At 59.1% G+C, this 18,627-nt stretch carries 12 protein-coding genes, 2 pseudogenes and 1 riboswitch; of the genes and pseudogenes, 4 read left to right on the forward strand and 10 right to left on the reverse strand.

The genetic code is table 11. The features are described 5' to 3' along the window. Positions 1-31 precede the first annotated feature (31 nt). Entirely contained in the window at positions 32-313 is a 282-nt protein-coding gene (locus ACWGS9_RS28415; protein ID WP_454508356.1) for a hypothetical protein, read from the forward strand. On the opposite strand, the gene ACWGS9_RS28420 is transcribed toward ACWGS9_RS28415, so the two are convergent. Continuing rightward, entirely contained in the window at positions 300-902 is a 603-nt protein-coding gene (locus ACWGS9_RS28420) for a hypothetical protein (RefSeq protein ID WP_454508357.1), read from the reverse strand. The genes ACWGS9_RS28415 and ACWGS9_RS28420 overlap by 14 nt on opposite strands. Before the next feature lie 161 nt (positions 903-1,063). On the opposite strand from ACWGS9_RS28420, the pseudogene ACWGS9_RS28425 reads away from it, so the two are divergent. Next, positions 1,064-1,201, forward strand: a pseudogene (locus ACWGS9_RS28425) (IS5/IS1182 family transposase); the annotation flags it as partial. Between the two features lie 272 nt (positions 1,202-1,473). On the opposite strand, the gene ACWGS9_RS28430 reads toward ACWGS9_RS28425, so the two are convergent. The 5 genes and pseudogenes from ACWGS9_RS28430 to ACWGS9_RS28450 form a co-directional block, all read right to left on the reverse strand. Continuing rightward, positions 1,474-2,229: a helix-turn-helix transcriptional regulator gene (locus ACWGS9_RS28430; protein WP_454508358.1), complete on the reverse strand. Its 756-nt coding sequence runs from the start codon at positions 2,227-2,229 to the stop codon at positions 1,474-1,476. Between the two features lie 430 nt (positions 2,230-2,659). After that, positions 2,660-3,102 (reverse strand): annotated as a pseudogene (locus ACWGS9_RS28435) (PIN domain-containing protein). Beyond that, entirely contained in the window at positions 3,099-3,398 is a 300-nt protein-coding gene (locus ACWGS9_RS28440; RefSeq protein WP_454508359.1) for a hypothetical protein, read from the reverse strand. Before ACWGS9_RS28440 ends, ACWGS9_RS28435 begins: the two are co-directional and overlap by 4 nt. A gap of 348 nt (positions 3,399-3,746) precedes the next feature. Then, positions 3,747-5,561 carry an ABC transporter ATP-binding protein gene (locus ACWGS9_RS28445; protein ID WP_454508360.1) on the reverse strand — a complete coding sequence of 605 codons (1,815 nt, stop codon included), beginning with the start codon at positions 5,559-5,561 and terminating at the stop codon, positions 3,747-3,749. Positions 5,562-7,063: 1,502 nt separating this feature from the next. Further along, positions 7,064-7,813, reverse strand: coding sequence for a helix-turn-helix transcriptional regulator (locus ACWGS9_RS28450; RefSeq protein WP_454508361.1), 750 nt, complete (start codon positions 7,811-7,813; stop codon positions 7,064-7,066). A 512-nt stretch (positions 7,814-8,325) separates the two neighbouring features. Next, positions 8,326-8,524, forward strand: a riboswitch (cobalamin riboswitch). 89 nt (positions 8,525-8,613) lie between these two features. On the opposite strand from ACWGS9_RS28450, the gene metE reads away from it, so the two are divergent. Next, on the forward strand, positions 8,614-10,947 hold the full coding sequence (metE, locus tag ACWGS9_RS28455) for a 5-methyltetrahydropteroyltriglutamate--homocysteine S-methyltransferase (RefSeq protein WP_454508362.1): 2,334 nt from the start codon (positions 8,614-8,616) through the stop codon (positions 10,945-10,947). A 572-nt stretch (positions 10,948-11,519) separates the two neighbouring features. On the opposite strand, the gene ACWGS9_RS28460 is transcribed toward metE, so the two are convergent. From ACWGS9_RS28460 to metK, 4 genes are all read right to left on the reverse strand, one after another. Beyond that, positions 11,520-12,644, reverse strand: a complete 1,125-nt coding sequence (locus tag ACWGS9_RS28460; RefSeq protein ID WP_454508363.1) for an IS110 family RNA-guided transposase — start codon at positions 12,642-12,644, stop codon at positions 11,520-11,522. 150 nt (positions 12,645-12,794) lie between these two features. After that, entirely contained in the window at positions 12,795-13,484 is a 690-nt protein-coding gene (locus tag ACWGS9_RS28465; protein WP_454508364.1) for a response regulator transcription factor, read from the reverse strand. Between the two features lie 653 nt (positions 13,485-14,137). After that, complete coding sequence (locus ACWGS9_RS28470; RefSeq protein ID WP_454508365.1) at positions 14,138-15,130, reverse strand: adenosine kinase; 993 nt, start codon at positions 15,128-15,130, stop codon at positions 14,138-14,140. A gap of 96 nt (positions 15,131-15,226) precedes the next feature. Continuing rightward, a complete protein-coding gene (metK, locus tag ACWGS9_RS28475; RefSeq protein WP_454508366.1) occupies positions 15,227-16,423 on the reverse strand; it encodes a methionine adenosyltransferase in 1,197 nt (398 codons plus the stop codon). Positions 16,424-17,245: 822 nt separating this feature from the next. Here metK and ACWGS9_RS28480 point away from each other — a divergent pair. Then, complete coding sequence (locus ACWGS9_RS28480) at positions 17,246-17,959, forward strand: class I SAM-dependent DNA methyltransferase (protein WP_454508367.1); 714 nt, start codon at positions 17,246-17,248, stop codon at positions 17,957-17,959. The last annotated feature ends 668 nt before the right edge of the window (positions 17,960-18,627 follow it).

Consider the following 18,627-nt stretch of genomic DNA (forward strand, 5'->3'; position numbering starts at 1 on the left):
CTCCCCGACGCCAAACTATGGGAAGGGAATAATGGCTAAGAAACCGGGCAGAGTAGGCGAAGCAGATATCGGCCCCGATGTGATTGCGATCATAGACGCGGAGCCGGGCCGTCAAATTACCACGACCAAGCTCATTGCTGAACTACGAAAGCGTATTCCGCTTGGCGCCGAAGATGAAGAACAGCTAGACGGCCGAGCCGACGATTGCTTTTCGCAGATCGTTCGAAACATCAAATCTCATCGGAACCAGCCCGGCAATCTTATCCATGAAGGAGACTTGATTGCCATTCCCGGCGGTTTCAGGCGGCCTTAGAGAACTTGGCCTTGTAGCCTGGTTTAAACCACTTCAGTTCTGTTTGCGTCTGGGCATCTTTATCCCAGACGAACCATGCGTATGCCGTGGTCCCGGAGCCGCCCTGAACGGCTCCGGCGGGGTAGAACGTGATGCGCTCGCTGAACACCCAGACGCGAGACGGCGGGCATTTGGCGAAGATCGTATTGGCGCGATTTGCGCCTTCTAAGAAGGCGAGCCGGAGCAGCAAAGCGAACTTCTTCCGGGCCAGTGTGACGCCAGATCGCACGAACCCTTCGGCGCTGTTGTAAGGCGGGTTAGTCACGATGTTGTCGGCGGCGATCTTGGCCGTGTTGAAGTCTATACCGATATCGCCGAAGCCTCGATTGAAAAGGTCCGAACTGCGCACCTTATTGCCGTCGCGCGCCAACACTCGGGACATCGCGCCATCGCCGCAGGCGCACTCCCAAATCTCGCCGTCGAACCGTTCATTTTCCATGAGCGCGTGCGTTGCCCATGCCGGGGTCGGGAAGTAGTCCGGGCCTGCGAGATCGGCGAACCGCTTGATGGTGGGTTTGAAGCCGCCGTTGAGATTGTAGGTCGCGTCCAAGCGATTCGCCCTCCGTTGAGGCAAAAATCATAACAGAATCATATGGTTAAGGAAGCCTTAATGACCTGCGACCTATTGACTCGGGAATCTCCGGTTGAAGGGCATCTTTTGATCCTGCGATCTGGTGCGCCCTGGCGCGACCTGCCCAAGCGCTTGGTCCCGCCCCACCGGCCTGCGACGCCGACCGCATCCGCGAGCTGAACGAGCAGCAAAGGCCGCCCAACATTCCGACGGACAGCAACCGACCCTGGAATTTCGAGCGTTTCTTCTCCAAGCTGAAGCACTTCCGCCGCGTGGCAGGCGTTGGTAGCCCACGACACGCGATGACGAGCATGCGTACGGCACGCCTGTCCTCAAGGCGGTCGAACTCACGACCGTCTTCGGGCCGCAGGTCGGCCAGCCCTTTTCCTCATCAAACATCTTGTGGCGCAGACGAAACGCCTGATCCAGTTCCGCCTGATATTCGTCGGCATTGTGACGTGACGCCAAGAAGCATCTCGGTTGTTCTCCAGTTTCGAGGCCAACCAATGGTTCATCGCGGACCGATGCTGCATCACGCAATTGTGGGAGCCTAGCTGATCAGCCCCAGGCGGAAAGCTTTGGCGACAGCATGCACGTTGTTTGTCGCGCCGAGCCTCTCGCGCACCGCTCGCAGGTGCGTATCTGCGGTGTTGCGGCTGATGTTGAGGCGATCAGCAATATCGCCGACGGTGAGGCCTTCGGCAACCCAGCGCAGGACGTCCTGTTGTCGAGGTGACAGACGCACCGGTTTGGAGGCTCGCTTTCTATCTGCAAGAACGGCCGCGCAACCGAAGGCGCACGCGGCGACGAGCTGAAAGGCGAGCCGGTCGTGAGGATCTGGCTCGAGCTTCTCCCCTGCAACGGAAAATCCCACCGCCTGTCCGTTCAAAGTCGCGAACGGTATCGTGAATCCGTCGCGTAGCTTAAACTCCGATGCCTCCGCCATGACCCGTCGGCCGAAAGAGCAAACGCTGGCAACCTGATCGATCTCGCTCCACCGGAAGGGCGTGGCCCCACGCTTCACGAGTTGGATGGTAGGGTCGCGATAAAGGTAGCCGTTCGAAAAATAGCGCTCTGACCATTGCTGTGGCCAGGCGTCAAGCAGCACATGGGAAATCTGCTCGCGTCTGAGCGCGCGAGGTGGCGGGATCGGTCCTGCCAGCACGTTTCTGGCGCCAAACCGTTCGGCATAGGAAATCAGATGGCGACAGATTTCCTGCTGGCTCGAGCTTTTGTGGATCTGATTGAGGAACTCGAACGTGTCATCGAGGTGCCGACGCCAAAGCGCAGGCGCAGGTGCTTCCATAGCGCATCGCTTCCATGATGATGGTCGTTTGTGGTGTGTGGCGGGGGGGTGCCATTGAAGGTATCAAGCTTCTCCCATTGCTGGCCGACCGGATGCTCACCGAAAACTGTCCCCTATCTGGCTCCAGATCGCTATGTCGCTCGGCTGAGGTCGAGTCTGGCCTCGACATCACCGCGAAGCAGGCCGACGATCGGCTCCGCTGCGCGCATTACTGGAGTGCAAGCGTGTATGATGCCTCTGCTTATGCTCAGCTTGAATACATCCGAAATGTTGTTTCCCGCATGATCGGAGTCAACCCCTGGCACAAGGGGTAGTCTGGACCTGCGACAAGTCTATACAGCTGGCGCAAGCGGACGAACTGAGCAGCGCACAGCGGATGTGGAGTCAGCCCACTCTAACTGAGTCTCGGCGTCTCCCTCCCCAGCATCCCTTACCGACGAGCGTCACACCGCCCGCGTATCGGATTGACGAATTGCAGTCCCGCAAAGCCCTTCTCGTTATCCGTCACCACCACGCAATTGTTCGCACCGGCGGCAGCGGCCATGATCATATCGAGCCCGCTGCGTGGCTGGCCGGCCGCTCTCCCTTTCGCCATTAGCTGCGCCCAGATCAGCGCCGCCTTGTCGTCAAACGAGAGGATGCGGTTAGCAAACAGTGCCTGCGGCCCTTCAGAGCCCGAGAACCACTTGTCAAGCGCGTGGCGTTTTTTGCCTCGCGGTTCTCCAAAATACCGCGACGGATTTCCGCAAGGGTCAGCGACGCTATGAACAGATCCTCGTCGCGCTTTGACGACATCCATGCCACGAGCGATTCCGATGGCTGCGGTTTGACTACATTGCTGATGATGTTGGTATCAACCAAGTGGCGCGTCACAGGTCGAGCTCGCGCCCCTCCTCGTGAGGCCGTGAAACATCGAGATCGGCCCCCACCAACGGCGACCGCCGCAATGCGGCGAGAATCCCGCCAGGCTGGGACGGCTCGCCAGCGATCGACTTGCTCACGGTCGCGCGAAGCTCTGAAGCTTCGCGGGTGTCCTCTGACAGGCGCCGGGCGATCGATCGGATCAGATCGCGATCAACATCCCGACCGAGCACTTCGAAGCGCGCTAAGCCGCGCAGGCCAAGGCGGGATCGATAATGTTGGATGGCGCGCTTCTGTGAACTTCCCATGATCACCTTTACCTATTTAAGAAATATAGCCAGAAACAGGACTTTCGGGAAGGACTAGGGCGATAGTGTGGGCGCAACTCGGGGGGGCAGCGAGGAGACAGACGTGCGCGGTCAGGTCGATCGGCGCAATTCCAAAGCGGAATTGCGCCAAGACCTGTGCAGATGGCGTGGTTCTTCCATTTGTCAGCTACCGGGCATGTTTTTCGAGCGGTCGGTGAACAACTCCACTCTGTCAAACAGCAGAGCGCTATCCATCCCAATGGAATGTGACGTCGCCGAATGGGTTTGGAGAAGCAGGCACGCTGGGCATCTGGAAGGGCCGTTCACTCCTTACTAGCCAATGAGCGCCTAGCGATAGCCAGCGGCCTGGAGTTCGAAGAGCTCGGCGTAGCGACCTGACTGCGCCAAAAGTTCCTCATGTATACCCTGCGCCTCAACTTTCCCGTCGGCCAACACCAGGATTCGATCGGCCATCCGCACACTGGAAAAGCGATGGGAAATTAGAACCGATGTCTTGCCCTTGCTCAGTTCCTTAAACCGCCGGAACACCTCGGATTCCGAACGGGCATCCAGTGCGGCTGTCGGTTCGTCCAGGATTAATAGCTGGGCACCGCGCATATAGGCACGAGCAATGGCGATCTTCTGCCATTCGCCGCCTGACAGCTCCACGCCATTATCAAACTGCTTACCGATCATCTGGTCATACCCGCCGGGCAGCCTGCCGATGACTTGGCCGGCTTGGCTGCGTTCGGCAGCGCTTTCTATGCGACCTCTATCCTCGCGCTCCGTGATGCGGCCAACCGCGATGTTGTCGCTAGCGGTCATATTGTAGCGAACGAAGTCCTGGAAAATCACGCCGATCGAACTACGCAGTTCATCCAGATCGTACTCGCGCAAATCCTTCCCATCGAGAAGGATCCGGCCCTCGTTGGGATCGTAGAGGCGTGCCAGAAGCTTAACCAGCGTGGTCTTGCCAGCGCCGTTCTCCCCAACAAGCGCCAACACCTCTCCGGCCCGCAGCGTGAAGCTGAGACCGCGCACCGCCCACCGCTCCGCTCCCGGATATCTGAATCCCACATCTTCGAAGACGAAGCCTTCTCTGATTGGACGAGGCACGGGCAGCGGATTCTCGGGCGTCAGGATTTCAGGCTCCAAGTCAAAGAAGGAGAACAGGTCCTTGAGGTACTGCGCCTGACCGGCGGTACTCGCGAAACCGAACAGCAGTGTTTCCAGCTGATCGCTCAGTTGCAGGAACAAACCGGAGAGGAACGTAAGGTCGCCAATGGAGAAGTCCCCCTTTAGCGTACCCCACACGATGTATGCGTAAGCGCCCCAATAGGCCATCGTGCTGATGGAGGTGAATATACCGCTCCAGATCGTACGCCGTACACCTAGCTTGCGGTTTGCGGTGTAGAATTTCCCTGCAAGCTGGACATAGCGATCGATGAGAAAGCGGCTCAAGCCGAAAATCTTGACCTCTTTGGCCGTTTCCACGCTGGTTGCCGTCAGGCGTACATAGTTATGTTCTCGCCGCTCGGGCGTGCGGCTGAAATCGAGCAAGTAGCTCTTCGCATTGAAATGGAATTCGCCAAGTAATGCCGGAACCACCGCCACCAACAGCAGAACAATAACCCATGGAGCGAAGATGAGAAGGCCCGTGGCGAAGCTGATCACTCTTATCATGCCCGCCGCTTGGCCAAAAAGGGACAGCAGCGTCATGGAGTTGCTTGTTTGCGCGCGAGCGCGTTCGAGCTGGTCCTGAAATTCGGCGTCTTCGAAATCCTTCAGATCCAGGGTCGCGGCATGTTCCATGAGACGGACGCTCGATGCGGTGGTAACGCGCTCGGCAAGTACGTTTTGAACGAGAGAGCCGACGCGGCTGACTAAATCGGCGAACACAGCCAGCCCGAAGCCAGCGGCGATCAACAGTGCAAGCGAATATAACTGCTCGTTATAAATCAACGTGGATAGGGCGGGCGCCCCGGATGGCCTTTGCTCAACGACTTTGTCGATGATCAGCTTGCTGACATAGAGTGTGCTGACGGGAAGCAGCGCATTGACTAGCCTCAGCAGCAATGACGAGATGGTCAGATACGGGCTTGTCCGCCACACCATCGCGATAAACATGGCTATAACCGGAAGCGTGCCGAGCCGCTTCTTCATTAAACGCACACCCGGTGGCCAGGACGTATTGTGACAGACAGCAGTTGGTTGAGGAGCTTTGGGACTTCTGCCATTCTGGCTGCTCATGCTAAAAACTCGCGTCCTCGGCGAAGGGTCAATGGGCTACTCCTTGATTGTAGGTCGGTGATTCTGCTTTCGGCCCCGGACACCACCGCGGGTTTGGCGAGTTGAGCTGGGACGATTTGTCCTGAGCCGATATGCAGGCTCGTTGCCAATCGGCCTTGCAAATGCCGCGCCAAGTGAAAGCCCGCTCAATGCGACGAATACGATTGTCGGGGCGCTGTGCGCTGGCCGACATTAGTCGGATATGCGACAAATACGGCCTTCACCCGGGATGGAATCGAGCCTACAACCGCGCGCGATCTCGGTTGCGGTGCGGTGTTGCTTTCTGGCAAGTCAATGCCACGCCCGTGCCGACCGAACTGATCGGCCACGATCGGTCGCTCCTCAAGCCGGTCAGTGGGCAGACCCGTACCTCTACAAGTACCTACGGAAGGCCGGCGCCGAGGTCGGGCTGGACGCCGTGCTTTGGATGAGCCGTGCATGGTCCTCATAAAGGAAGCCCAGGGCCAGCCTGCTGCGCGTCAACGACATCGGGTCTGCGTTAGGCGACTAGGTCACCAACGGGCCCCACGACGAGACGCCGGATTTCTATCTCTGGGGTGCGATGTGGTGGATCAGCAGTCTGCCAATTGCATTGCCAAGGCGTGTGTCGATCTCGTGAACATTGAGCAGGTGATTGGGTCGGGGGCGACAGGATGCAGGGCTTCTGCAGCGCGATTTCCAATCTGGCGAGCGCCAATTTCGCGCAGAGGTACGGCAGTGAACTCGGCGACACGTCGGTTGGCCGCGCGCCGAGCCGCTTCTGCCGCTGACGTTTTAGGAATATGCCGACTTCGCCGAGGTGGAAAGAACCGGCCCTCGGGCTGAAGGCCATGAAAGTGGAATGCATGAAGGCCAGGATCGCGATTGGCGGCCTTCGCCTTCGAGCTGTAGCGGCGACGGCCGCGACCCTCCTGATTTGCCGCGACACGCCAGGCCAAACCGCCTTCAGCGATATGGCGAGCACCGCCCTGATGGCGTTCCCTGGCTGCATGCACTAGCCCTTGGGCCGCGGATGCCGAAGCGGTGCTTGACCCGGATGGTGCCCGTTCGGCTCCGGCCTTTGTACTTGCCGAAGCTCATGCGCTGGGTCTTGCGACTCCTTTCGGCAAGCCGACAGTCGCGCGTGCGGGAACTGGGACCGACGTGCGGTGAGCAGGTCTATCACGATCTGAGCCGCTACTCGATGCGGCCCGTGTCGCATGCGCCTTTCCTCGACAAACACGTTGTGGCGCAGACGAAACGCCTGATCCAGGTCCGCCTGTTATTCGTCGGCATTGTGCGACGTGACGGCAAGAAGCATCTCGGTTGTTCTCCAGTTTCGAGGCCAACCAAATGGTTCATCGCGGACCGATGCGGCATCACGCAATTGTGTGAGGCTAGCTGATCAGCCCCAGGCGGAAAGCTTTCGTGACGGCGTGCACGTTGTTTGTCACGCCGAGCCTCTCGCGCACCAATCGCAGATGGGTATCTGCCGTGTTGCGGCTGATGTTCAGGCGATCCGCAATATCGCCGACGGTGAGGCCTTCGGCAGCCCAGCGCAGGACATCCTGTTGTCGAGGCGACAGACGTACGGGTTTCGAAGTTCGTTTTCCCTCGGCAAGAACAACCGCGCAACCGAAGGCGCACGCGGCGACAAACTGAAAGGCGAGCCGGTCGTGAGGATCTGGCTCGAGCTTCTCCCCTGCAACGGAAAATCCCACCGCCTGTCCGTTCAAAGTCGCGAACGGTATCGTGAATCCGTCGCGTAGCTTAAACTCCGATGCCTCCGCCATGACCCGTCGGCCGAAAGAGCAAACGCTGGCAACCTGATCGATCTCGCTCCACCGGAAGGGCGTGGCCCCACGCTTCACGAGTTGGATGGTAGGGTCGCGATAAAGGTAGCCGTTCGAAAAATAGCGCTCTGACCATTGCTGTGGCCAGGCGTCAAGCAGCACATGGGAAATCTGCTCGCGCCTCAGCGCTCGCGGTGGCGGGATCGGTCCTGCCAGCACGTTTCTGGCGCCAAACCGCTCGGCATGGAAAATCAGGTGCTGGCAGATTTCTTGCTGGCTCGAGCTGTTGCGGATCTGATTGAGGAACTCGAACGTGTCATCGAGGTGCCGACGCCAAAGCGCAGGTGCTTCCATAGCGCATTGCTTCCATGATGATGGTCGTTTGGGGCGTGTGGCGCGGATGCCATTGAAGGTATCAAGCTTCTCCCATTGCTGGCAGACCGGGTGCTCGCCGAAAACTATCCCCTGTCTGCCTCCAGATCGCTATGTTGCTCGGCTGAGGTCGAGCCTGGCCTCGATGTCACCGCCAAGCGGGCCGAATGGGGACTGTTCAGTTCCCGGGGGGGCGTCACGCAGTGCCCGGGAAATAGAGCGAATTGCCTCTGCCTATGCTCGCTTCGAGTGTATCCGAAATGTTGCCGCCAGCATGATCGAAGTCAACCCCTGGCACCACGGGTAGGCTTGACCTGCGACAGGTCGCCATCAACAGGGGCAGAAGCGGAAGAACTTGCCCGAGCCCCTCGGTGGCAAGGATGGTCGCAGTCAGCCGACGTTTACAGCTATCCCGCACGCACGAGCGATAATAAGAATTGTATAAAGACATAAAGATTTGTTTATATCACCTTGACTGGAATCTTCTCTTCGGCGAGTGTCCGGTTGTCGATGGTTCTCTGATGCGGTTAGCCGCACGGAGCTAAGAGGGAAGCCGGTAGATGCCGGCGCTGCCCCCCGCAACTGTAAGCGGCGAGCCAAGCCTATTCAAGTCACTGAGGTGAATAGCCTCGGGAAGACGGGCTGAGGTGTCGACCCGCGAGCCAGGAGACCTGCCACGGCGAACAAGGTCCACACGCGGGGTGTCTCGGTGGGCGTAGCAACCGGCTCGTCTGCTTGCCAACGTCTGCCTTGCGTCCACGTCCCAATCATCGGGGTATGGTATGTCTCTCTCTAACAAAGTTCCTGTAGCCACACTTGGCGTGCCGCGCATTGGGCGCCGTCGCGAGCTAAAGCGCGCGCTTGAAGCGTATTGGTCCGGAAAATGTTGCGCTGCCGACCTTCTCAAAACGGCGCAGGCGCTGCGTGTCGCGAACTGGATTGAACAACGCGACCGCGGCGTCACAAAGATCCCGTCCAACGACTTTTCGCTCTATGATCATGTGCTCGACACAGCAATAATGGTCGGCGCTATCCCGCCACGCTATGGCTGGAGGGAGGGAGAAATCTCGCTCGACACCTATTTTGCCATGGCTCGTGGCAGCCAAGGAGAGGCTGCTGGTGGCGGGCAGACCGATCAGGCCGTGACAGCCCTGGAAATGACCAAGTGGTTCGACACCAACTACCACTACATGGTCCCGGAGCTCGCCGACGATCAAGCCTTTGCCCTATCGTCCTCAAAGCCGTTGGATCACTTCCTCGATGCCAGGGCGTTGGGCATTCACACCCGCCCGGTCATCCTTGGGCCGGTCACCTTCCTCAAGCTCGCCAAGTCGCCCGCCCGCGACTTCAACCCTGTTGCGCTGCTGCCGCGGCTTCTGCCGGTTTACGAGCTGCTGCTACGTCGACTGAAACTGGCGGGCGCCGACTGGGTGCAGCTCGATGAGCCGGCACTCGTGCTCGACCTCATTCCAAACGAGCAAGATGCGTTCAATTTTGCCTACGAGCGACTGTCGCAAGCGGTGCCGGAGCTAAAGATCATGCTCGCCACCTATTTCGGCGGGTTGGAGGACAATCTCGAGACCGCTCTTTCGCTTCCTGTGGCGGGCCTGCATCTCGACCTTGCACGAGCTCCCGAACAATTGGAGGTGGTGGGTCGGCTTGCGCCAAAAGACCTGGTGCTGTCGCTTGGCCTGATCGATGGTCGCAACGTCTGGCGCGCGAACCTGCGCCCCATGCTTGACCGGATCAAGCCGGTCGTCGCCGGCTGGCCACTGGAGCGAGTGGAGATCGCGCCGTCGTGCTCGCTTCAACACGTGCCGATCGACCTCGAACAGGAAACCGCGCTCGACAATGACATGAAGTCATGGCTCGCATTCGCGGCGCAGAAGATGGACGAACTGACCACGATCGCCCGGGCCCTGTGCGAAGGCCGCGACGCGGTTGCAGCAGAGCTGGACTCTTCCACCCAAGCAGCAGCCGCGCGTTTGACGTCACCGAAGGTCCATGATCCGCTGGTCGAAGGACGCCTCGCGTCTATCGACGAAGTCATGATGCGCAGGAAGAGCGGCTTTTCTGAACGTTCCAGGTTTCAGGAGGAACGCCTCTGGCTGCCGCCTTTCCCGACCACGACGATCGGCTCTTTCCCGCAAACACCCGAGATTCGCAACGCGCGTGCCGCCCATGCAAAGGGAGAACTGAGCCATGTCGACTATGAGGCGTTCCTGAGGAAGGAGATCGAAGCAGCCATCCGTTGGCAGGAAGAGATCGGCCTGGACGTGCTGGTGCACGGCGAGTTTGAGCGAAGCGACATGGTGCAATATTTCGGTGAGCAGCTTTCCGGCTTCGTTTCCACGCAGCACGCTTGGGTGCAGAGCTATGGATCGCGTTATGTGCGCCCCCCGATCATCTTTGGCGACGTATCGCGTCCCAACCCGATGACGGTGCGCTGGTGGCGATACGCCCAATCGCTGACTGACAAACCCGTTAAAGGCATGCTCACCGGCCCCGTGACGATTCTTAACTGGTCGTTCGTGCGCGACGATCTTGCGCGCTCGGTCGTCTGCCGTCAGATCGCCCTCGCCCTTCGTGCCGAAGTGGGTGATCTCGAAATGGCCGGTGCTAGAGTCATTCAGATCGACGAAGCTGCACTGCGCGAGGGATTGCCGCTGCGCAAATCCGAGTGGAAACCCTATCTCGAATGGGCTGTCGAGTGCTTCCAACTGGCCTCGACGGGCGTGTACGATGCGACTCAGATCCACACGCACATGTGTTACTCTGAATTCAACGACATCATAGACGCGATCGCGGCCTTGGATGCCGACGTGATCTCAATCGAAACCTCGCGCTCGCAGATGGAATTGCTCGACGCCTTCCGGAGTTTTGAATATCCCAATCAGATAGGACCGGGCATCTATGATATTCATTCGCCGCGGGTGCCGGGAGTCGACGAGATGGCGAACCTGCTTACGCAGGCGCGCCAGCGCCTTTGCGACAGTCAGATTTGGGTCAATCCCGATTGTGGTTTGAAGACGCGTCGGTGGGAGGAAGTCCGCCCGGCACTCGTCAATATGGTCAAAGCCGCGCGCAGCCTGAGAGACGCACCCAAGGCGGCCTAGGAAAAGTCTATGCCGTCGCCCGGGCGGGTGACGGCATAAACCGAGTAGTAGAGCTGAGTGCCCGCCGCAAGGCACCCGCGTCGGGCATCCCGTTTCGTCAGGACGTACAGAAACGGCGCGCGCTGACGGGCACTGATTTGAGGGCCCGGTTCTTCTTCCGACGCGTCGATCTGGAGGCGCCGATGATCACCGCAAAGCCGCTCGCTCGCTACAGCGCTCCTATGACGATCACGACTGAGTGTGCACAAGGTTACTCTGGCACCAAAATCGATGCCGTTGCAAGATGAGAACTTGGCTGGTGTGCTGCGCGGCTGTTTCCTGACGACGATTGATCAAGCACCTATACGCGGATTGGCTACCGCACGACCTTTTTCCGTCGCGGACCTTCCTCCTTCAATGTGGCGGGCATCGATCAAGTCTGCCCCAGCGCCGTATCGAGGATTATCCTACATCAATCAGACCGTGCAGCACGCCAGCCAAGTCCATGTTTGTTCCGTTTCTCATCACTCCTGTTGTGCCTGAAGGCCGCGCGCTCCGGGCTGTGCACCCCGACCAGCTTCGCCCTGCGCGCGCTACCCCCGTGCCTCAATGGCAACTAGCGGCGTATGCCGTGCAATATCCCAGATGAACCCGGCAAGCTCACGCGCAACAGCGGTCACCACCTTGACCGTCTGCTTTCCAGAGGCCGCAAGCCTTCGGAATTTGCCGCAAAGGCGAACCTGCGCCTTCCACGCGATGGCCTTTATAAGCTCTGGTATCTCGGCATTGCGATTTAACAAGGCTCGGCCTTCGCGCGCAGGAAAGCGGTAGTGCCACGCCGATTCGATCAGCATCGTGCGCGCCGCCGCATTTCCACTTCGGGTGATTTCGCCACGCTTGATCCTCTTGCCGCTGGAATACTCAGCCGGCACCAAGCCGAGCCAGGCCATGAGCTGCTTCGGGCTATCGAACCGATGGAGATCTCCGATCTCTGCGACGAGGGTGACGGCCGCTATCAGCTTCACGCCTCGCAAAGCCTGAAGCGCATGGACCAGCGGACCCAGCACCCAGCCAGAGACGGCCTCCTTCAAAACCTCGTCCAGTCTGTCGCAACGATCCTCCAAAACATGAATCCGCCGCTTGTATTCCTCGAAGACGAATTGCTGGTGCGGGAAGTCGAATTTCTGATCCGAAAGCCAGCCCCAATGAGCCTTGCCCCAGATAGCCTTCCCAGAGAACCGCCGGCCATGGCGCAAGAGGAAGCTCTTCAGGGCGGACTTTGCTGAGCTGACGTCGTCCTTCGCTTGCCGCCGAGCCCGAACGACATCGCGAATCGCTTCATGCGCTTCGTCCGGCACCCACACGGCAACCAGTTCGCCGGCTCGCAGCAGTCGGGCCAGCGTCTGTGCATCCCGGCGATCGGTCTTCACACGATCTCCCGGCCGGCGCGGCATCGAAGATGGCGAAATCACCATGCAGTCCACGCCGATCTTTGCGAGGAACCTATAGATGATGAAACCGCATGGTCCGGATTCATAGCAGACACGAAGCTGCGCGCCATCCTGAGCGATCTTTTTGAGTGCCGCATGCAATTCTTCCGGTCGATTGGCAATCGTGCCGAAATAGCGAACTTCCCTGTCCAGGCCATCGTCTGCAACCGCAATCACGATGGTGTCCTGATGAACGTCGAGGCCGATAAACTTCTTTCCTGCCGGCATGAGAGCTTCCTTTCTGCTGCTCGTTCAATGAGCACATTCAGGAAACCCCGATCTCGGAGCAAGTGATCGTCATTCGGTCAATCGAGGGCGCGCTCGCGAGCAGCTTTTGCTCCGCCGAGTTACACCACACACGAGCAGACGATCGTGAATTCAGATTTCCTGCTCTTCGAGAGCATAACCCGCCGAGCGTATAGTTCGGATGACGTTGTGGGGGGAGAGTGCCTTTCTCAGTCGGCTGACATGGACATCAACGGTGCGCGAACCGACATGGATGTTGGCGGGCCAGGCCGCGCTGACAAGTTCGTCGCGGCTGCAGACCTTGCCAGGATTTTCCATCAAGTGACGAAGCATGTTGTATTCGAGTGGGCCTAGATGGAGTTGCTGGCCATTGCAATGTACCCTATGGCTGCCGAACTCCATCTTAAGTTGTCCGCAGTTCAGCGACCCCCTTTGCCCCCCGTTGGGGAGCAGCGGTGCGCGCAGCTTCCCGCCCAAATAAGCAAGCAATTTAGCCGGCGCAAACGGCCGTAGGAAACTTTCATCAATGCCGGCCTTAATCAGATCGAGCTGTTGGTGCTCGGCGCCGGATGCGATCAGGGCGATGACGGGCAGGGCCTCGGTTTGCAGATCACCTTTCAGCCGGGCGCAGATTCTGGGGCCGGCAGCGCTAGCCACTTGACAGTCCAGGACAACAGCCTGCGGCTCACGCTCAGCCGCGTGCCGGATCGCGTCCTCGACGCCACCGGCCAGCTCAGTTGCGAAGCCGTCCACCTCCAGGACATGACTGAAGATTAGGTAGAACTCGGCATCCTCAGAACAGATCAGGATGAGTGGCGTCATATGCGGACCCTTCATAAATCAGCATTGCGCACCGGTCGCTCGCTCTCGAGCGCCGGTTCGATGCGCCAGCTGTCGTTCTACCGCTGCCACGAGACACTTCCCTCATGGCCCTTGGCCATGGCAATTGGTGTTGCCTGCAAACGAAGAGTACCAAACACCTCATGTACGGGGTTCCTTGTCTGGCCCGCGATGGAGACCGTGGATCAGCTTTGGATTGGGTCTGCCAGGCAGACCGGCCGGTAGATCCGAGCTGCTGCGCCAAGGAGTCCACGTCAATCGCAGCTACAGTTCGGCGCAGTTTCCCACCGGTAAACTCGACGCCTCTTTAATACGTGCACTATCTGATGCCGAGCTGACCCGTTGCTTGCTAGCTTCGTTCCCGTTTCCAATATCTCCCCTGGCCATTAATGCCCCCTAGCGGGTTCATCGTCTCTCAAGATCAGAAAAATCAAAATTCGTGCCAACACGAAGCGAGCCGCTGAAAAGATTTTGCGACTTTTATTTCAGGGGTTTAACGAGAATGCAGCAGAAGATGAGGCCGAACCCACAGTGTCGCGGACTCGACAAAACGCAACATTGCTGACGCCCGCGTAGCGTGCTTTCGGTCCCTTGCGGGTGATGGGGCCGACAGGGGCCAAATCTTCAAGATGTGCCTACAACAACCCCGCCTGCTCGACCTCTTTGCGCAAGTTCTGCCGGGGCCTAGGCCCGATCTGCTGGATCACCAATCCGGCTGCCAGTGAGCCAAGGTCGCCGCAGGCCTTGAGGTCGCGGCCCTGTGTGTAGCCATGCAGGAAACCGGCTGCGTAGAGATCGCCGGCGCCTGTCGTGTCGACCAGCTCCTTGATCCTTGTCGCCTGGATGGTGACGGTCTCGTCGCCGCGCGCGATGACCGAACCTTTTTCGGAACGGGTGACGGCGGCTATTCTGCAATCCTTGCGGATGGCGTCGAGCGCTTCCTCGAAGGAAGCGGTCTGGTAGAGCGACTTGATCTCGTGGCTGTTGGCAAAGACGATGTCGACGGTGCCCGAACGCATCAGCTCGAGGAACTCGTCGCGATAGCGGTCGACGCAGAAGGAATCCGACAGTGTCATCGACACTTCGCGGCCCGCCGCATGCGCCAGCTTCGCGGTCTGGCGGATGGCTTCCTTGGCGCGCGGCGGATCCCACAGATAACCCTCGAAATAGGTCACCTTGGCGCCGGCCGCCTTGTCGGCCTCGACATCCTCTGGGCCAAGCTCGACGCAGGCGCCGAGATAGGTGTTCATCGAACGCTCGCCGTCGGGCGTGACGAAGATCATCGAGCGCGCCGTCGGCGGTTCGCCCTCGAGCGGCCCGGTATCGAAGGCCACGCCCTGTGCCTTGATGTCATGCGTGTAGATTTCGCCCAGCGCGTCCTTCGACACCTTGCCGAAGAAGGCGGCCCGTCCGCCGAGGCTGGCGACGCCGGCCGCGGTGTTGCCGGCGCTGCCGCCGGAAGCCTCGATCGCGGGTCCCATGCGGCTGTAAAGCAATTCGGCGCGCTTGGCGTCGATGAGGTTCATCGCGCCCTTGATGATGCCGTTGGTCTCGAGGAAAGCCTCGTCGCATTGCGCGATGATGTCGACAATGGCATTGCCGATGCAAAGCACGTCATATTCCGGCATCAATGTGTCTCCGCCAAAAAACCGAGCCGGCTTCTTGCCATGCCGACCGGGCGCGCTCTTTGCGATGGTCTGACGCTTGCAAATGCGGCAGCGGCCTCACGCTGCAGCCAGACCTGCCTCCCGCCTCAAGAGATCGGCTCTGTCCGTCCTCTCCCAGGTGAACTCGGGCTCTTCACGGCCGAAGTGCCCGTAGGTCGCCGTCTTGCGGTATATCGGGCGCAACAGATCAAGCATCTTGATAATGCCCTTGGGCCTGAGATCGAACAGCTCAAGAATGAGGCGCTCGATCCTTTCTTCCTCGATCGTCGCCGTGCCGAAGGTGTTGACGAAAACCGAAACCGGTGCGGCCACGCCGATTGCGTAAGCAATCTGCACCTCGCAAACTTCGGCAAGTCCGCCCGCCACGACATTCTTCGCGACGTACCGGGCCGCGTAGGCTGCCGAACGGTCGACTTTGGAGGGGTCCTTGCCGGAAAAGGCACCGCCGCCGTGGCGTCCCATCCCGCCGTAGGAATCGACGATGATCTTGCGTCCGGTGAGGCCGCAGTCGCCACGCGGTCCGCCGACCACGAACCGTCCCGTCGGATTGACCAGGATTCTGATCCCTGTCGTATCCAGGTCGGTCGGCAAGATCGGCTTTATGATCTCCTCAATAACGCCTTCCCGTACGGCTTCCTGCGAAACCTCTTCGTCATGTTGCGTCGACAGGACGATGGTATCCAGCGCCACCGGACGCAAACCTTCATAACGGACGGAGACTTGCGACTTCACGTCGGGACGCAGCCAGCTGAGCTGTCCTGCTTTGCGGACCTCCGCCTGCCTTTTTGTCAAGTGGTGGGCGAGTTGGATCGGCAAGGGCATGAGTGTATCGGTCTCGTTGCAAGCGTACCCGAACATGAGACCCTGATCCCCCGCTCCCTGATCCAGATCAATCCCTCGTCCTTGGTCGACACCTTGGCTGATGTCAGATGATTGTTCGTTGATCGCCAGAACGACAGCGCAACGGCGACCATCAAACCCGATGGCGTCGTCATCATATCCAATGTCAAGAATGGTATCGCGTGCAACTTGGCTGTAATCGATCTGGGCGTCACTGGTGATCTCGCCAGCCAGCACGACCATCCCTGTCTTCACCAAAGTCTCACAGTTTTTCACCAGCGCTTCACAGGCCACGCGCCCCTTGGGATCCTTACGAAGAACGGCATCGAGAATGGCATCGGAGATGTTGTCGGCCATTTTATCTGGGTGTCCGGCGCCAACGGATTCAGAGGAGAACACAAACTGTCTAGCCATGGAGTAGCCTCCCTTCATCTATTTAAGTTCTAGGCGCCTGAGTTGGACGGTCCTACCGGTCGGTGATGCCAGGCACCGGGAAAGGAGCGCAGATGTCTGCGAATCCCTTGGTCGGGATGCGCGCAAACGACTAGTCTCCGAAGACAATTAGGAGGAGCTGCCATGATGAGCGGATTATCAGTATTTTCATTGATCAGCATCACGCCACATTTCCGGCAACGCCGCATTCGTCGATTCAACTCGGATGAACGCCCTTCTTGCCAAAGGCTGTAAGTCCCCGCTTCGGCCAGCGCAGCATAAGCGGTACAAATATTGCCGCCGCTAGAACTGATATTGCGCGGAGCGTAACATCACGAACCATTTTCAGACCTGAAGAGTTTGTAAAGTTTGGTTGAACGATCTGTTGCAATCCGGAGCCACTGGGCGGGTGCTGGTCGGGAGGTGAGATTGGCGGACCAGGCCTGGCACGGGACCGCGCACTCGATCACACGTCAATGGAGGTCTCCCCGGCAAAAAAGAGTGGCATCCATGGCATGCAGGAACTTGGCGCACAGAACCAGGATCGCCTGGTTGCTCTTCTGCTTCTGCTTCAAAGCATAACGTCATGTCAGCCAAAACAATGTCAGCTTTTCTGTCGATTTTGTTCCGTCCGCGCCCCTTGGCTCCTAGGCAATTTCTAGTTTGCTCAGGCCAAAAACCTTGGCAAACAACGTCCTTTTACCCAGCTCGGCCAGTTGGCACGAGTTTTGTTGGTCGCTGGGGACCGGCAACGGGTAGCGCGGGCGCCACCGATGACCATCTGCCTACGTGCGGAGAAACTGGATGAATATCGTCGATGAACCAACCGCGCTGGAGCAAGCCGCGCGAAAGCGCCTAAAGGATGTCCTTGGCCTCGATGGCGACGCGGATCGCTTGGCGAAGTTCTATCGCGAATGGGCCAATAGCTACGATCTGGATACTATCCACTACGGGTACTGCGGGCCGATGATCGTGGCGGAACTGGCGGGAGTTGTGCAAATGGCCTATTTGGCAAGGGAGCGAGCAGCCATCTCAATTATGGATGCCGGCTGTGGAACAGGCCTCGTCGGAGTGGAACTGGAACGCCTCGGGTTTCGCGTGATCGACGGGTTCGATCTCTCCGAGGAGATGGCCGAAAAGGCCCGGCACACTCACGTCTACCGCCACGTCAGGGGCCATGTCGATCTCAACGTACCGCTTTCCGACTACTCGGCGAGCTATGATATCACGGTCTGCTGCGGCGTCTTAACGGTCGGCCATGTCCAACCGGATCGGCTGCGTGAGTTGGCTCGGATCACGCGCCCGGAGGGGTTCATCATCACAAACACCCGCAAGAGCTATGCGGATGCCACGCGCTTTGAGGACGAGGTGAAGCGTCTTCAGGATGAGGGCGTACTCGCGCTAACACAGTGTCTGAACGACGGCAGATACGTCGCGGAGGAGGACGCGCACTACTGGGTTTTCCGGATACCTGGAAAGTACGGGCCCACCCAGGAAGAACGGCTACAAGTTCGCTGAGGGCCCCACATAAGGCAGCGCGTGCATCTACAACAAAGTACATCGGACATGACGGCAAGATCAATCGCGGAATGCCAGACGGAATCTAAGAGTGCGCTGCCGCGCAGGATCGGCTGTTCGTTTCCCAAATGCGCGGAACGCTCCGGAGCTGCGGAGATCTGGGGGCACCGACGGCCACCGTCATATCGACTTGGTCGCCGACGTGGCGCGCATGGGCCTTGGCCGTTCCGGTCTACAGGTCGCCCATTCCGTAAAATTGCAACTCAAGCGTTTGCTCGTACCTTCTTCGGCTGCAGTCCTTACGTGGGCTGCGTACGGTTTGCAGAACGCCTCAACGCGATAGCAGCGTTTCTGTACTGGCGAAACGCCCTTGTTGCCGCTGGCGCAGAAGCAAGGGAATACGCCGTGACAAGTGTAGTAGGCACGCGACCCCGGGCGGCTTTGCCGACAAATTGTCCCCCCTGTATCTCGATGCGGATCACAACAGGAGCTAGTTGAATGGTGTCGAATGTTGCTTTGGACGAGCGCCGGAACGCTGCTGTTTCGACGGGAGCCTCTTGGTCCGTCCCAATATATGTCGAGCGGGCTCAGGGTGCAGAGATCTGGGATGTGGAGGGACGGCGCTATATCGACTTCCTGAGCGGAATGGGTGCTCTCGCGGTCGGACA

Source organism: Mesorhizobium sp. Arg314 (genome assembly GCF_053714275.1).

Coding starts and splice junctions, on each gene's coding strand:
- ACWGS9_RS28460 (WP_454508363.1), bottom strand. CDS start 12,644: ATGCCGGCAGGAAAGAAGTTTATCGGCCTCGACGTTCATCAGGACACC.
- ACWGS9_RS28450 (WP_454508361.1), bottom strand. CDS start 7,813: ATGGAAGCACCTGCGCTTTGGCGTCGGCACCTCGATGACACGTTCGAG.
- ACWGS9_RS28440 (WP_454508359.1), bottom strand. CDS start 3,398: ATGGGAAGTTCACAGAAGCGCGCCATCCAACATTATCGATCCCGCCTT.
- ACWGS9_RS28480 (WP_454508367.1), top strand. CDS start 17,246: ATGAATATCGTCGATGAACCAACCGCGCTGGAGCAAGCCGCGCGAAAG.
- ACWGS9_RS28470 (WP_454508365.1), bottom strand. CDS start 15,130: ATGCCGGAATATGACGTGCTTTGCATCGGCAATGCCATTGTCGACATC.
- metK (WP_454508366.1), bottom strand. CDS start 16,423: ATGGCTAGACAGTTTGTGTTCTCCTCTGAATCCGTTGGCGCCGGACAC.
- metE (WP_454508362.1), top strand. CDS start 8,614: ATGTCTCTCTCTAACAAAGTTCCTGTAGCCACACTTGGCGTGCCGCGC.
- ACWGS9_RS28445 (WP_454508360.1), bottom strand. CDS start 5,561: ATGAAGAAGCGGCTCGGCACGCTTCCGGTTATAGCCATGTTTATCGCG.
- ACWGS9_RS28415 (WP_454508356.1), top strand. CDS start 32: ATGGCTAAGAAACCGGGCAGAGTAGGCGAAGCAGATATCGGCCCCGAT.
- ACWGS9_RS28430 (WP_454508358.1), bottom strand. CDS start 2,229: ATGGAAGCACCTGCGCCTGCGCTTTGGCGTCGGCACCTCGATGACACG.
- ACWGS9_RS28465 (WP_454508364.1), bottom strand. CDS start 13,484: ATGACGCCACTCATCCTGATCTGTTCTGAGGATGCCGAGTTCTACCTA.